Annotated in this window: 9 protein-coding genes and 1 pseudogene; 3 read left to right on the top strand and 7 right to left on the bottom strand. The window is 73.5% G+C overall.

What is annotated here, in order from left to right:
- A pseudogene (locus AB0K03_RS25695) lies at nucleotides 1–727 on the top strand (hypothetical protein); the annotation flags it as partial.
- A 139-nt stretch (nucleotides 728–866) separates the two neighbouring features.
- On the opposite strand, the gene AB0K03_RS25690 reads toward AB0K03_RS25695, so the two are convergent.
- The 3 genes from AB0K03_RS25690 to AB0K03_RS25680 form a co-directional block, all read right to left on the bottom strand.
- Nucleotides 867–1,325: a MarR family transcriptional regulator gene (locus AB0K03_RS25690; RefSeq protein WP_364689215.1), complete on the bottom strand. Its 459-nt coding sequence runs from the start codon at nucleotides 1,323–1,325 to the stop codon at nucleotides 867–869.
- 664 nt (nucleotides 1,326–1,989) lie between these two features.
- Entirely contained in the window at nucleotides 1,990–2,379 is a 390-nt protein-coding gene (locus AB0K03_RS25685; protein ID WP_199515294.1) for a cupin domain-containing protein, read from the bottom strand.
- A 61-nt stretch (nucleotides 2,380–2,440) separates the two neighbouring features.
- Complete coding sequence (locus AB0K03_RS25680) at nucleotides 2,441–4,204, bottom strand: EAL domain-containing protein (protein ID WP_364689212.1); 1,764 nt, start codon at nucleotides 4,202–4,204, stop codon at nucleotides 2,441–2,443.
- A 399-nt stretch (nucleotides 4,205–4,603) separates the two neighbouring features.
- Between AB0K03_RS25680 and AB0K03_RS25675 the strand changes: the two genes are divergently transcribed.
- Complete coding sequence (locus AB0K03_RS25675; RefSeq protein WP_364689209.1) at nucleotides 4,604–6,169, top strand: restriction endonuclease; 1,566 nt, start codon at nucleotides 4,604–4,606, stop codon at nucleotides 6,167–6,169.
- A 2-nt stretch (nucleotides 6,170–6,171) separates the two neighbouring features.
- Here AB0K03_RS25675 and AB0K03_RS25670 read toward each other — a convergent pair whose 3' ends face one another.
- The 4 genes from AB0K03_RS25670 to AB0K03_RS25655 form a co-directional block, all read right to left on the bottom strand.
- On the bottom strand, nucleotides 6,172–6,546 hold the full coding sequence (locus AB0K03_RS25670; protein ID WP_364689206.1) for a cupin domain-containing protein: 375 nt from the start codon (nucleotides 6,544–6,546) through the stop codon (nucleotides 6,172–6,174).
- Between the two features lie 55 nt (nucleotides 6,547–6,601).
- Nucleotides 6,602–10,807: an AAA domain-containing protein gene (locus AB0K03_RS25665; RefSeq protein WP_364689204.1), complete on the bottom strand. Its 4,206-nt coding sequence runs from the start codon at nucleotides 10,805–10,807 to the stop codon at nucleotides 6,602–6,604.
- 30 nt (nucleotides 10,808–10,837) lie between these two features.
- The gene (helR, locus tag AB0K03_RS25660; RefSeq protein WP_364689202.1) at nucleotides 10,838–12,973 is read right to left on the bottom strand and encodes an RNA polymerase recycling motor ATPase HelR; all 2,136 of its coding nucleotides are present in this window, start codon (nucleotides 12,971–12,973) and stop codon (nucleotides 10,838–10,840) included.
- Between the two features lie 111 nt (nucleotides 12,974–13,084).
- Nucleotides 13,085–13,831: an SDR family oxidoreductase gene (locus tag AB0K03_RS25655; protein ID WP_364689199.1), complete on the bottom strand. Its 747-nt coding sequence runs from the start codon at nucleotides 13,829–13,831 to the stop codon at nucleotides 13,085–13,087.
- A 65-nt stretch (nucleotides 13,832–13,896) separates the two neighbouring features.
- On the opposite strand from AB0K03_RS25655, the gene AB0K03_RS25650 reads away from it, so the two are divergent.
- On the top strand, nucleotides 13,897–14,337 hold the full coding sequence (locus tag AB0K03_RS25650; protein ID WP_364689196.1) for a hypothetical protein: 441 nt from the start codon (nucleotides 13,897–13,899) through the stop codon (nucleotides 14,335–14,337).
- Nucleotides 14,338–14,339: the final 2 nt, after the last annotated feature.

Below are 14,339 nucleotides of genomic sequence, written 5' to 3'. Positions count from 1 at the left end.
CGCTCCCGGCCAGGGCGGCGGCGCTCCCGGCCAGGGCGGCGGCGCTCCCGGCCAGGGCGGCGGCGCTCCCGGCCAGGGCGGCGGCGCTCCCGGCCTCGGTGCGGCGGTCGCCGGGGCGGAGCGGGCGGTCGCCGAGGCCCGGACCCGGCTGAGCGCCGCCAAGCCCGACCCGATCGCGACCGTCGCCGTCCTGCAGACCGCCGACACCGCCCTCGACCAGGCCCTCGCCGAAGCCCGCGACGCGGCCGAACGCGCGGCCCGGGCCCGGAGCGTGCTGGCCCAGGCTCTCCCGGTCGCGCGCGCGGAGGTGGCGGCGGCGACCGACTTCATCAGCACCCGGCGCGGTGTCGTCGAAACCGACGCCCGGGCCGCGCTGAGCGAGGCGCAGCGACACCTCGCCATCGCGGAGAGCCTCGCCGGCTCGGACCCGGCCACGGCCGTCGCCGAGGCGCAGCAGGCCCAGCAGCACGCGGCAGCGGCCCGCCAGGCGGCGCACGCGGATGTGCAGCGCTGGGGCGGCCACGGCCCGGGTGGCTACGGCTCGGGAGGCTACGGTACGGGCGGCTTCGACCCGGGGGCGTTCGCCGGGGCGGTGCTCGGCGGGATCCTGGCCGGCGGCGGCCGGTCGCACGGACGGTCCGGTGGATTCGGCGGCGGGTGGTCCGGCGGCGGCTTCGGGGGCAGCGGCAGCCGGGGACGCCGCACGGGCGGCGGCGGCCGGTTCTAGCCGTTGCTGGTTCCGGCAACCGGCCGGGCTTTCGATGAGCGCGGCGCGGAGGTCGGCGGCCGTGGGGGTTCGTCCTACCGCTCGGCCGGGCTTTCGATGAGCGCGGCGGGGGCTCGGCGGGCGTGGGCGGCGGCTCGTTCTACCGCTCGGCCGGGCTCTCGACGAGGGCGTCGCAGAGTTTGGCGAGCTGGCGTACCTGGGTCGGGGACAGCCGGTCGAAGACGAGCTGCTGCACCATCCCCGCGTGCCCCGGCGCCGTCTCGACGATCTTGCGGTAGCCCTCGTCGGTCAGCACGGCGATCTGGACGCGGCCGTCCTCGGGGTCGCGTTCGCGGCGTACCCAGCCCTGCGCTTCCAGGCGGGCCACCACGTGGGAGAGGCGGGACAGGGAGGCGCTCGCCTTCTTCGCGAGGCGACTCATCGGCAGGCGGCGGTCCGTACGCTCGGAAAGGGTGGCCAGGACGAGATAGCCCATGTGGGTGAGGCCGGCGTCCCGCTGCAGCTGGGCCTCGAGCGCGGCCGGCAGCTTGACGAGCACCTCGACGAAGCGGCGCCAGGTCTGCTGCTGTTCGTCGGTCAACCACCTCGGCTCGTCCATGGCTGCAGGTTAATGACCTGTCCGGGACCGCTCACCGGCCGGGTGGGCGACCCGCCGGAGAAAACCGCTGCTGACGTGGCGTCCTCACCAGCTGCGGGCGTTTTGTCGCGGTGAGTACGGAAGCGTCCGTCCGATTCGGAATGCTGCGGGACCCTGGCGGCAGTCCCGCCGCGAAGGCAGCGACCTGCACGAACGCGCACCCTCTTCGGGTAACGGGGACCGAACGATCGGGCACGCCGATCGACTTCCTTGAACTCTCAAGAGTATCGTTCCGCTCGGACTTTCCACCCCGGCGCGGCGCCGGGACCGGCTGGCTGGGGGGCCTCGGCCGGCCCCGGCGCTGCGCCGTCCGGGACAGGCCGGCTTGAAGGGCTCAGCCAGGACAGGCCGGCCGAAGGCTCGGCGCCTGCACCGTCCGGGACAAGCCGGCCGAAGGCTCGGCGCCTGCACCGTCCGGGACAGGCCGGCTGGAGCCTCGGCGCTGCGCCGCCCGGAATGCAGGCGAAAGCCGCCCGGAAGGAAGCGCAACCGCCCCGCGAGAGCCCGCAAAAGGCGCAACCGCCCCGCGGGGAGGCGCGACCGCCGCAAGCAAGAGCAAGCAAGAGCAAACAGAGCAAGCCGGGCCGCCCGGACGTCTCCCGGGCGACAGCGCAGGATGCGCAAGTCAGGACTGCGGCGGCTCGTCCTTGCCGGCCTCTTCCAGCTTGTCCGCTTCTTCCTTGGTCTTGTGGACCGCGCCCTCGGCGTGCTCCGGCGGGCCGTAGACCGTGTACAGCACCAGCGGGTTCGGGCCCTCGTTGACGAAGTTGTGCTTGTGGCCGGCCGGCACCACCACCAGGTCGCCCTGGTTCACCTTGCGGGTCTGGCCGCTGACCTTGGCCTCGCCGGTACCGCTCACGAACGTCAGGATCTGGTCCACCTCGTGGACCTCCTCGCCGATCTCGCCGCCCGGCGGGATCGTCATGATCACGAGCTGGGTGTGCTTGCCCGTCCACAGCACCCGGCGGAAGTCCGGGCTCTTCTCGGCGATCGTCGCGATCGTGTAGTGCTCCATGCCGGCTCGTTACCCCGATGAAGCGGCCGGCAATCGCAGCGGACGTCGAGGGACATAACGGTCAGGAAGGGCGGAGGCGCTGGGCCGGCGCACCGAGCGCCGCGACCGGCTCCGGCCGCCCGATCAGATAACCCTGCACATAGTCGACGCCGAACTCCCGCAGCATCCGCAGCGTCGGCTCGTCCTGGACGAACTCGGCCACCGTGTGGATCCCGTACGCCTGGCAGACCTGCACCAGGGCCCGCACCAGCACCTGGTCCTCCGGGCTGTGCACCAGATTGCGCACGTACTCACCGTCGATCTTGACCAGGTCGATGGGGAAGAGCCGCAGGTAGCGGAATGACGCGTACCCGGAGCCGAAGTCGTCGAGCGCCAGCTGGCAGCCGAGGTCGCGGATGCGGTCGGCGAAGTGGCGGGCCTCGCTGAGGTTGCCGATCAGGGCCGTCTCGGTGATCTCGAACGTGAGCTGTTCGGGGTTCACGCCGTACCGGTCGATCAGGGTTTCGACCTCGCCGGTCAGGCGCGGGTCGCCGACCGTACGCCCGGAGAGGTTGATCTGGAAGGAGTGACCGGGCAGGGAGGCCGCGACCTCCATCGCCCGCTCGACCACCCACAGGTCGATGTCGTAGACCGCGTCCAGCCGCTCGGCGGTGTCCAGCACCTGAATCGGCGACTGCGGGCCGCCGGTCTCGTCGAGCACCCGCAGCAGCACCTCGTGGCGCAGCACCAGGTTGGTCTGCAACTCCAGGATGGGCTGCGCGAACAGGGTGAACCGGTCGGTGCCGAGGGCGTCGGCGACCCGGCTGCGGTAGGTGCCCTGCCGCGCCCGGGCCGGCACCGGGTCGGCGACCAGGGTCACCGGCCGGTCGGCGTCGCGGGCCTGGCGCCAGGCCTGCTCCGCGTCGATCAGCAGGTCGTGGCTGCCGGCTTCGCCGTCGGGCCGGAAGCGGACGAGCCCGGCCCAGGCGCGGGCGTGGACCCAGGCGTCGGGCAGCACGAACGGCTGCGTCCGCAACGCTTCGACGAAGAGGTCGGCCTGCCGCCGGGCCATGACCCAGGAGGCGCCGGGCAGCAGCACGGCGATCTCGTGCGGGCCGGCGCGGCCCAGGAGGTCGTCCGGCCTGACGATCCCTTCGAGTACGCGCGCAGCACGGTGCAACAAATCAGCGTTGCGCTCGAGCCGCTCGCCGTCCGTCCGGTCCGGTTCCACGCGGACGACCAGCAGCGCTCCGCCGCCACGGCGCTGCGCGCGGTCGATCTCGTCGGCGAAGCGGGCGCGGGTGAGCAGGCCGGTCGCCGGGTCGGGCTCGATCACCGAGGGCTGCACCGTCTCACCGCGGCGGGTGAGCCGGGCGACCTCGCGGCGGGCACGTTCGCGGGCCGACACGTCGCGCAGCGCGCCGCGGATGCCGTTGACCGCACCGTCGGCGCCGGCGATCGGCTCGAGGCGGCAGTCCACGTCGAACCAGCCACCGTCGGCGCGCATGAGCCGTACGGTGGTGCGCACCGGCTCGCGGGCCGTCCAGGCGCGGGTGATCGAGCCCAGCGCCTTGGCATGGTCGTCGCGGTGCACGTGGCGGGCGAGGATCTGCCGGCTCACCTCGGTGTCCCGCGGCGGACGGCCGAGCAGCGAGGCGAGTCCGTCGGACCAGACGATCCGGTCACCGTCGGCCGTGTACGTGAACCAGACCTCGTCCTCGACGGGGGTGCGCGACTCGGGCAGGCGCGGCTGCTGGGGACCGGCGTTCGGGCTCAGCCGGGGACGGCGGGAGAGCCGGTCCCGGAGGGCGCGCGGACGGGGAAAGCGCTCATCGGGTGCCGTCATGCGCCGCCGCCACCTCCCCTTCACGAGTGAACCGATACCCCTGACCTACTACAACGCGTCACCGCCCCGGGTAACAGGGGGCAGCCGCGACAATGTTTTCGCACCTCGCCGGCCAGAACGGCGAACAGGCAGTTCTAGCCCGATCAGAGGGTGAATCTAGCCGATCGGCTGACGGCCGGGATGCGCCGATGCGTGGCGGGGAAACCCGGACTTCCATGACGGACAGTTACGCGGAGTGCCGACTGTGGAACCATGTGCGACTCCTACCCGTCGACCACGATCAATATGCACGTTCCGCGCCCGAAGCGGTGCACCCCGTAACGAGATCACGAGGCGGTGGATATGGTGGCCGTTCGGACACGTGAGCGAGGACGACGACGCATGGGCATCATTCGGGACATGCAGCGGACGCACGCGACGCAGGCGGCCGCCGAGCAACGGGCACGAACCGCGGCCACCCAGCAGCGGCAGCTGATCCGGCGCAACGCCGAGCTGGCGATGGCGGCGGCCCAGCAGGCGGCCGCCGACGCGGAACGGCAGCGCGAGCACCGCCGGCTGTACGCGGAAGCACGCACGGCCGACGCCGCGGCGGCCAACGCGGACCTGCGCGCCCGACTGTCGGACCTCGACTCGCTGCTGCTGTCCACGCTGGACGTCGACGACCACATCGACCTCGACCGCTTCAAGAAGCCGATCGAGGTGCCGCCGTTCGACCCGGGCCCGCTGGGCCGCCCGACGCCCGAGCCGTCGTGGCAGAGCTACGCCCCGCAGGAGCCCCGCGGCGTCGGCAAGATCCTCGGCGGCGAGCGGCTCCACCAGCAGCAGACGGCCCAGGCGGAACGCGCGTTCGCGCAGGCCAAGGCGCAGTGGGCGGAGCGTGAGGAGAGGCGTACCCGCCAGCTCGCCCTGCGCCGCCGGCAGTACGAGGAGAGCCGCAAGCGCTACGAGGCGAAGCTGCTTGCGTACAACGCGGAGGTGGACCGGTTCGCGGCGGCCGTGGCGAACGCCGACCCCGCCTCGGTGGTCGAGTACTTCGCGATGGTGCTCGGCAACTCGGTGTACCCGGACGACTTCCCCCAGCACTTCCGGCTCGCGTACCTGCCGAAGAAGCGTCACCTGCTCGTCGAGTACCACCTCCCGCCGGTCGAGGTCATCCCGGTCGTGAAGGAGTACCGCTACGACCGCGTCCGCGACGACCTGGTGGCGGTGCCGCGCGACGAGGCCGAGATCCGCCGCCGGTACACCGAGATCATCTCGATGGTGGCGCTGCGGACGGTGCACGAGATCATCGAGGCGGACCGCGGTGGGCTGGTCGCGGAGGTGCTGTTCAACGGCATCGTCGACACGATCGACCGCCGTACGGGCCGCTTCGTGCGGCCGTGCCTGGTGTCGCTGCGTACCGACCGGGACACCTTCGCCGCCATCAAGCTGCGTCGCGTCGACCCGGTGGCCTGCCTGAAGCACCTGCACGCGGGCCTGTCGCCCAGCCCCGCGGAGCTGGAGGGCGTGCCCCCGGCCGTCGACCTCGACCGCGACGCCATCGACTCCACCCAGGAGTTCAACGTCCTGCGCGACATCGACGAACGGCCCAACCTCGCGACGATGGACGCCGCGGAGTGGGAGCAGACCGTCGCCGACCTGTTCGGCACCATGGGCCTCGCGATGGGCACCGCGGCGGACGGCCGCTGGCAGGCCACGGACCCGCGCCCGCTCTTCGGCGGCCCGGTGGTCGTGCACGCGGTCCGCGGCCGCAAGGTCGACGCCGCCGCCACCCGCGCGCTCGGCGACGCCGTGGCCGAGGCGGGCGCGACCAAGGGCATCCTCGTCGCCCTCGACGGCTACGAGCCGCAGGCCCACGAGGCGGGCGCGGGCCGGCCGCTGGAACTGCTGGACGGCCCGGCGCTGCTGAACCTCCTCGCCGAGCATCTCGGCGTCAAGGCCCGGATCGAACCCGACGGCAGCTGAGCTCAGAGGGCGTGCCCGGTCGTCGCGTCGACGTGGCCGGGCACCTCCTCGTGCCGGTCCCCCACGGTCAGCGTGCCGGTCGGCTCGAACATGAGGATCGCGGCGCCGGCCTCGGACGACGGCTTGTGCTCCGTACCACGCGGCACGGTGAACACCTCGCCCTTGCCGAGCACCACCTCCCGGTCACGCAGGGCGATGCGCAGCTCACCCTCGATCACCAGGAAGAACTCGTCGGTGTGGTCGTGCGTGTGCCAGACATGCTCGCCCTGCACCTTGGCGATGCGCACGTCATAGTCGTTGACGCTGGTCACGATGCGCGGGCTCCACAGCTCGTCGAAGGAGGCGAGCGCCGCGGCCAGGGAGATCGGTTCGGTCATCCCCCGATCCTGGGCCCTTTCCCGCGTACGCCGGAAGGCCTTTCCCGGACTCGGCTCAGGCCCGGGCGTCTGCTGCCGGGGTGATGCCGAGCTCGTCGATGCGCTGCCACAGCGGCCGCAGCGCCGCTTCCGGCTCGCGGGCGAAGATGCTGCCCCGGATGCGGACGAACACGCAGTTGCCCACCCGTTCCAGCACCGCCTGGCGGCGCATGTCGCTCTCCCATTGCTCCGGCCCGTGGTATGCGTCCCCGTCGCATTCGACGGCCAGCCGGCGGCCGTCCGGGGCGTTGAGCACGAAGTCGATGCGGTAGCCGCCGATCCGGAACTGCGGGGTCGGGCGGTGGCCGCGGGCCATCAGGCGGCGCAGCACCGCGCGTTCGAAGTCGCTCTCGCAGAGCAGCTCGGCGTCCGGCTGGGGGCCGGGCGTCGTGAGGTTCAGCGCGTACGTCAGCAGCAGCGCGCGGGCGTCGTCGGGGCGCAGGGACGACGGCCGCACCGAGTGGAAGATCCAGAGCTGGTCGCGGGCGCGGGAGGCGGCGACGTTGACGCGGCGGTGGTATTCGCGCTTGGTGAAGGCCGCGACGCGCTCGTCGTTGTCCGAGACCACTGTGGACACGAGCACGACGTCGCGTTCGTCGCCCTGGAACGTGTACGCGTCCCCGACCCGCAGCCGCCGCGCCTGGATCTCGTCCTCGCCGATGGTCTCGCGCAGCCGCGCCAGCAGGTACGTCGCCTGCCCGCTGGTGCTGAGCAGGCTGATCACGCCGAGCGACCGTCCGCGGTACGCCGGGTCCGCCACGATCGCCGCGACGCGGTCCACCAGGGCGTCCGCCTCGGCCACGTTGACGTCCCCGTACGCGGCCAGGTGCTGGCGTACCCCCTCGGGCACGAGCACCGCGCGGACCGGCGCGAGGGCCGGACGGTCCGCGCGCAGCGGCTGGATCTTGCCGTCGTAGTAGTGGCGGGACGAGAACTCGATGATCTGCGGCACGCAGCGGAAGTGCTCGGTGAGCAGGATGCGCTCGGGGGAGCGCCGCACGGCGTGGTCGTACAGCGACGACTCGGGGTCGAAGTGTTCCGCGGAGGGCACGTCGCCGAGGTGGTTGTGGATGAGCCCGGTGACCGGTCCGACGAAGCCGAGCTGCGGGCCGATCTGCTGGTCGTCGCCCACCACGACGGCCCGTTCGGCCAGCGACAGCACCGGCAGCGCGAACAGGTCGGCCTGGGACGCCTCGTCGACGATCACCACGTCGAAGCGGGCGCCGCCGGCGAACTGCTCGATCGCGCGGTCCACCGACATGACCCAGACGGGTACGGCCTCGACCGCGGCGGCCATGGCCCGCTGGGCGTGCGCCTGCCAGGCGGCGGCGCTGCGGCCGGTGCCCTTGCCGATCTTGCGCAGCGCGGTCGTCCAGTCGGCGAGCGCGGCCCGGCGCCGGTCGTCGAGCGCCTTGGCGACCTCCAGCCACGCCGACGCGACGACCAGGTCGCCGGTGAGCCGCCGGATGCGGTCGCGGCCGTGCTCGGCGCGGCGGCTCAGCACGGCCGGGTCGACGCTGCCCACGACCACGTCGAACCAGGTCTGTGCCTGCCGCCAGCGCCACGCCTGCAGGCACGCCGTGCCGGAGACCGCCGGGACGGCTCCCGCCTCGATCTGCGCCGCCCATTCCGGGGCCACGGCCGCCAGCCGGTCCCGCAGGTGCCCGTACCGGGTGATGTCGGGACGCAGCGCGAGGAGTCGCTGGGTCTCGGCCAGCGCCTCGTCCCAGCCGTCGAGGGTGCGCCAGGCCGCGGCCAGCCGCGGCCACCGGGCGAGGTGGTCGGCCACCACCCGGTCGGCCGTGTCCAGCCGGTCGAGCTCGAGCACGACCGGGCTGTCGTCCAGCAGCGCCGAGACCTCCGCCAGCCGGGTCGCGTCGAGGTCCAGCTCCTCCTGGGGTACGAGCTCAGCGAGGCGGGCGGAGAGCTCGGGCCAGCGCTGCGAGTCCCAGGCGAGCGACTGTGCCGCCTCCGCCAGCAGGCTCCCGGCCCACACCTCGGGCTCGCCCTCACGCGGCGGGATGCCGAGGCGCTGGATCCATTCCGCCCAGTGCTCGCCCAGCCGGCGCTGCTCCTGGCCGCGGCGTACCCAGGCGATCGCGATGTCGGTGTCGCCGGCCGAGCGCAGCGGTTCGCCGTCGACGCGGACCTCCTCGGCGAGCTTCCAGAGCGCGGCCTGCAGCAGCCGGTTGACCCCCTTGCCGGCGGCGAACCGTTCGCGCAGCTCGGCGAGGGAGGCCAGCAGCCGCTTGGGCGCCGAGGTCAGGGCCGCGGGCGCGACGACGCGGTGCCCGGCGAGCCGGCGGGTCAGGACGGCCAGCGAGTGCTGCAGCTCCTCGGTCGCCGTGACGTGGTCGGCCCACACCGTGGCCCAGTGCGGGTCGGCGACGAGGCGGCCGAGCCGGTCGGTCCACGTACCCTCGCGGCGGCGCAGCCACGCCACCGCGTCGCGCAGGCCGTCGAGCAGCTCGGCGAGGGCGTCGGCGCCCTGCGCGCGTACGGCATCGGGGTCGACCCCGGCCGCCTCCAGGCGCGACACCCGCTCGGCGGCCGCGTACCGGTCGGATCGGTCCTGTTTGGCCTGCGCCGCGCCCGGCAGGGCGGCGATGTCCGGCAGCTGCCGCAGCGCCGCCGCGCGGTCGGCCGGGGCGAGCCGGGCGGCGAGCTCCAGCAGGTCGGCGAACTCGTCGCCGCTCAGCGGCGGTTCCTCCCCCGGCGCGACCGCGTCCGGGATGCCGCCGTGGGCCGCGGCGCACTCGCGCAGCCAGGCGCCGACGTCGGCGGGCGAGAGGTCGACGCCGTCGATGCGGTACGTCGCGTCCTCGTTCTCGGCCACGGCACGCAGGCCGCCGAGCGCCTGGGCCAGCTCCCGCTCGGCCTCCTCCAGCTTGCGGGTGAGCCGCTGCACCCGCAGCTCCTCGGCGGAACGGTCCAGTGTGGCCGCGCGGTCGGAGAGCTCGCGGGCCGCCAGCTGCAACTGCACGAGCTGATCCGTCGTACGCCCCAGCACCGCCAGGCAGAGCGCCTGCACCTCCTCCGGGAGGCCGTCGCGGAGCACGCGCAGCGGGTCCTCCTTCTGCGCGACGACGAGCACCCGCTTGCCGTTCGCCATGAGGTGGCAGATGAGGTTGCGGATCGTGTGGGTCTTGCCGGTTCCCGGCGGCCCCTGGACGGCGACGTTGCGGTGCTGGGCGAGCCGCCGGGCGATGGACTCCTGCGCCTCGTTCGTGGGCAGCGGCATGAGCAGCCGCTCCCCCACGCGCTGCCAGTCCTCCGGCCGGTCGCCGGGCATGCGCAGGCGGCTCGGCTCGTGCGCGACGATCGCGGCGAGCGCGCCGGCCGCCTCGGTGTCGCCGGCGAGCAGTCGGTCGCGCAGCCGCTCGAGGAACCCGCGGAGCAGGCGCTGCTTGGGCCGAGCGAAGAGCACCCCGGTGTCCACGACGTGCGGACCGGACGCTACCTCCCCGGGCGCTGTCACGACGCGGTCGTACCCGAGCCGGCCCAGCGCGCGTTCGTAGAGCTCGCGGCGTTCGAGGTCGCTCCACAGGTCCATTTCCAGCGTGCCGGCCGGGCCCGCCAGCGCGAGCAACTGCCCGAGGTAGCGCTCGTCCATCCCGGACAGCGCGTCGGTCTGCAGCCGGGACGGGCCCTGCGGCGACACGGTGATCAGCGAGCGGTCCGGCTCGTACTCGACGAGGACCGGCGTCGCGATGAGCGGATAGCTCACCCGCTGGCCGTCGACGACGGTCTCGAGGATGCCGTGACCCCACACCAGCTCGGTGGTGGCTGCGGCCATGTCGACCTGGTGCATGAGGTCGAAGAGCTGCCGGTGCAGCACCCGGGTCTGCTCGGCCGCCCGGCTCAGCAGCGACCACGGCCGCCAGACCTCGTCCCGCCACGCCGCGAAGCCGTCGTCGGCCGGCTCGCCGGCGAGCACCGGCTCGGCCGCCGGGCTCACCTCGGTCAACCGCCGCCGCAGCTCCGCGGGGACCGGCGGCGACCCGGGCAGCTCGGGCAGGCCGACGCGCAGCCAGCTCGTGCCGTCCACGCCGGGCCCGATCTCGCACGCGGGATGCGACGGCAGCGCGTCGAGCCAGTGCGCCTCGGCCGGCACGACGCGCGCGGGGCGCTCCATCTGCGCGCGTACGGCCAGCAGGTAGTCGGCGACGGAGACGGCCCGGTCCCGGATGACGGTCGGCGACTCGGGCTGCGGCTCGGGCATTCTTCGCAGGTTATCCGATGTCCGCCTGCGTCACCGGCTGGTGAGCAGCACGAGCCGCTGGGTGGCCCGGGTCATCGCGACGTAGCGGTCGACCGCGCCCTCGATGCCCGTGCCGTACGTGTGCGGGTCGACGAGGACGACGAGGTCGAACTCGAGGCCCTTCGTCAGTTCCGGGGTCAGCGAGCGGACCCGGGCCGTCCCGCGGAAGGCCGGGTGGCCGATCACGCAGGCGATTCCCTCGGCATGCCCGGCGAGCCAGCTGTCGAGGATCGAGCCGAGCTCCGCCACGGATCCGTGGACGACGGGGACGCCGGTGCTGCGGACGGACTCCGGCACGTTGGCGTCGGGCAGCGCGGCCCGGATGACCGGCTCGGCCGCCGCCATGATCTCCCGTGGCGTGCGGTAGTTGATGCTCAGCGACGCCAGGGCGACCCGGTCGAACCCGGCCCGCGCCAGCCGGTCCTGCCACGACTCGGTGAACCCGTGCCGGGCCTGGGCCCGGTCCCCCACGATGGTGAAGCTGCGGGACGGGCAGCGCAGCAGCAGCATCTGCCACTCCGCGTCGGTCAGTTCCTGCGCCTCGTCCACGACGACGTGCGCGAACGGCCCGGCGAGCAGGTCCGGGTCGGCGCGGGGCAGCGCGGCCTCGTCGACCAGCGCGTCCTGCAGGTCCAGCTGACGCAGGCTGGCCAGCACCCCCTCACCGTCGTCGTACGTGTGCGCCTCGATCAGCTCGTCGACGACCGTGGCCATGCGCGCGCGCTCGGCGGCCAGGGCGGTCTCCCGCTGCCGGTTGCGCCGGGACGCCTCCGGGTCGCCGAGCCGCCGCCGGGCCGCGTCCAGCAGCGGCAGGTCGGACACCGTCCAGGCCGCCGGGTCGCTGCGCTGGAGCGTACGGATCTCCTCAGTGCTGAGCCAGGGAGCGCACTTGCGCAGGTATGCGGGCACAGACCACAGATCGCCGACGATGTCGGTGGCTTCGAGCACCGGCCACGCCCGGTTGAAGGCGGCGCGCAGTTCCCGGCGGACCATCTCGTCCGGCCCGTCCGCGTCGTACTTGCGCCGCAGGATCGTCAGCAGCTCCGCCCAGATCTCGTCCCGCGCCTCGTTGTGCGGGGTTCCCGGTCCCGGGGCCTCGAACGCCTCGGCCCAGTCGTCGGCGGTCAGCGGGACATCGGCGTCGCCGGCCGGGACCGTCATCGCCCGGGCCGGCGGCTCCTCGTAGAACCGGACGGCCGCGTCGATCGCCGCCACCAGGCCCTTTCCCGCTTTCAGCCGGGCCACCTCCGCGTCCGTCTCGACGGTCGCCGTGGCGCCCTCCGCGACGAGGTCGCGCAGCGTGCACGACTGCACGCCCTCCTCGCCCAGGCTGGGCAGGACATCCTCGACATACGCCAGGTACGGCTGATGCGGCCCGACGAACAGCACCCCACCCCGGCGGTGACCGAGCCGGGGATCGGAATACAACAAGTACGCGGTGCGGTGCAGCGCGACGACGGTCTTGCCCGTACCCGGACCACCGTCCACGACGAGGGCGCCGCGGGACCCGGCGCGGATGATCGCGTCCTGGTCGGCCTGGATCGTGCCGAGCACGTCCCGCATCCGAGCCGACCGGTTCCCGCCCAGGCTCGCGATGAACGCGGACTGGTCGTCGAGCGCCGCGTGCCCCTCCACGCCGTCCGGGCTGAACACCTCGTCCCAGTAGTCGGTGATCCGGCCCCGGGTCCAGCGGTACCGGCGGCGGCTGGCCAGCCCCATCGGGTTCGCGTGGGTGGCCCCGAAGAACGGCTCGGCCGCCGGGGACCGCCAGTCGAGCAGCAGCCGGCGCCCCGACCCGTCGGTCAGGCCCAGCCGGCCCACGTACACCGGCTCGCCGTCCTCCGCGCCGACCATCCGCCCGAGACACAGATCCAGGCCGAAACGCCGCAGCGTCCGCAGCCGGGCCGCGAGCCGGCGCACCTCGGTGTCCCGGTCCACCGCCTGCCGGCCCTTCCCGGCCGGCGCCCGGCGCTCGGCCTCGAGACGCTCGGACAGGTCGGCGATCGACCGCTCGAGGCTCGCAGCGACGGCCGCGAAGTGCCGCTCGTCAGCGGCGACGAGGACGGGATCCGCCTTGGCGGCAAGCCGGTCGGGAAGGTCGAAAGCGCCGGCGGTCAGCGGCTTCACGCAGGTCTCTCCTCAGTCAGAATCTGGGCTCTGACCTGCGATTTTGCAGCGCACCCCGGGTCTTGCGGCAAGCCCCCGGGTGCGATATACGTTAAGAGTGGCGGGGAGTGTTCACACCTCCTCCGGGTCTCGACCTTGAGCCGATCGGCCGCCGTCGACCGGGATGATCGCGCCGTTGAGGAAGCTCGCCGCGTCCGACAGCAGGAACGCCACCACCTCCGCGACCTCCGCCGTACGCCCCATGCGGCCCAGCGGCTGCAGCGCGGCGATCTCACGCGTGAAGTGCTCGGCGGCGGCCGGCGCCAGACCGGCCATATGAGCATCCGAGCGCTCCGCGGCGATCGAGCCGAGGGCGACCGCGTTGACGCGTACGCCCCGCGGGCCGTAGTCCACCGCCGTCGCGCGAGTCAGGCCCTCGATCGCCGCCTTCGCCGTCGCGTACGGCAGCGCGCCCCGGACCGCCCGCTGTGCCTGGTGCGACGACACGTTGACGATCGCCGGACAGCCGGCCCGCAGCGCCGCGGCGCTCCCGGCGATCACCGGGTGCAGGTTGCGGCCGATGAGGTCGGCGACCGCGGCCGGGTCCTCGTGCAGCCAGGCGTCGCGGAAGACGGCGGCGTTGTTGACCCAGCCGGTGAGCGGGCCCGGCACCGCGGCTGCCGCCTGCTCTGTCACGCCCGGGTCGGCGGCGTCCCCGATGACCGCCACGATCTCCGGCCGGTCGGCCACCCACTGCAGGGCGGCAGGATCCATCTCGATCACGGCGACGGTCGCGCCGTCGCGGGCCAGCCGCTCGACGATCGCGCGTCCCACCCCCCGGCCGCCGCCGGTGACCACCACCCCGCCATCCACGGACATGACCGGCATTCTCGCAGCCCCGTACGGGACCACGGAAAAGATCGACGACCTTTATCGTGACGCGCGTGACTTCATCCGCGCCGTCGCCCCGCAAGCGCAAGAAATGGCCGTTCGTCCTCGGCGCGGTGCTCGTGCTCGTCTTCATCGCGTGCAGCCTCGGCATCGGCCGGCTCTACTTCCGGCTCAGGCACGTGAGCGACATCGACGACGCGGTCGAGAAGGCGACGTCCGCGTTCATCGAGGACTACCGCGACGGGCTCAGCCCCGCCGGGTACGACGCCCTGTGCGCGGAGGCGAAGGACGTGTATCCCCGGCAGGACCTCGCCGCGCCGAAGAAGGACAAAGCGATCACCGGCTTCCGCATCACCTCGACGGACGTCGACTACGACCGGCGCCAGGCGACGGTCGGCGTCGAGGTCAGGCGCGCGAACGGGTCCACGACCGACGAGGTCTACATCCTCGACGAGGTCGACGACCGCTGGAGGATGTGCGCCTTCCCCACCTGAGC

Source organism: Actinoplanes sp. NPDC049316, from assembly GCF_040677315.1.
Lineage (GTDB): Bacteria > Actinomycetota > Actinomycetes > Mycobacteriales > Micromonosporaceae > Actinoplanes.
Note: the sequence above shows the minus strand (reverse complement) of the source record. Positions and strands in the feature narration are given on the sequence as shown.

What these genes read in the sequence shown, in the direction of transcription:
- AB0K03_RS25690 (WP_364689215.1), bottom strand. Translation starts at nt 1,325, where the DNA reads ATGGACGAGCCGAGGTGGTTGACCGACGAACAGCAGCAGACCTGGCGC.
- AB0K03_RS25685 (WP_199515294.1), bottom strand. Translation starts at nt 2,379, where the DNA reads ATGGAGCACTACACGATCGCGACGATCGCCGAGAAGAGCCCGGACTTC.
- AB0K03_RS25680 (WP_364689212.1), bottom strand. Translation starts at nt 4,204, where the DNA reads ATGACGGCACCCGATGAGCGCTTTCCCCGTCCGCGCGCCCTCCGGGAC.
- AB0K03_RS25675 (WP_364689209.1), top strand. Translation starts at nt 4,604, where the DNA reads ATGCAGCGGACGCACGCGACGCAGGCGGCCGCCGAGCAACGGGCACGA.
- AB0K03_RS25670 (WP_364689206.1), bottom strand. Translation starts at nt 6,546, where the DNA reads ATGACCGAACCGATCTCCCTGGCCGCGGCGCTCGCCTCCTTCGACGAG.
- AB0K03_RS25665 (WP_364689204.1), bottom strand. Translation starts at nt 10,807, where the DNA reads ATGCCCGAGCCGCAGCCCGAGTCGCCGACCGTCATCCGGGACCGGGCC.
- AB0K03_RS25655 (WP_364689199.1), bottom strand. Translation starts at nt 13,831, where the DNA reads ATGTCCGTGGATGGCGGGGTGGTGGTCACCGGCGGCGGCCGGGGGGTG.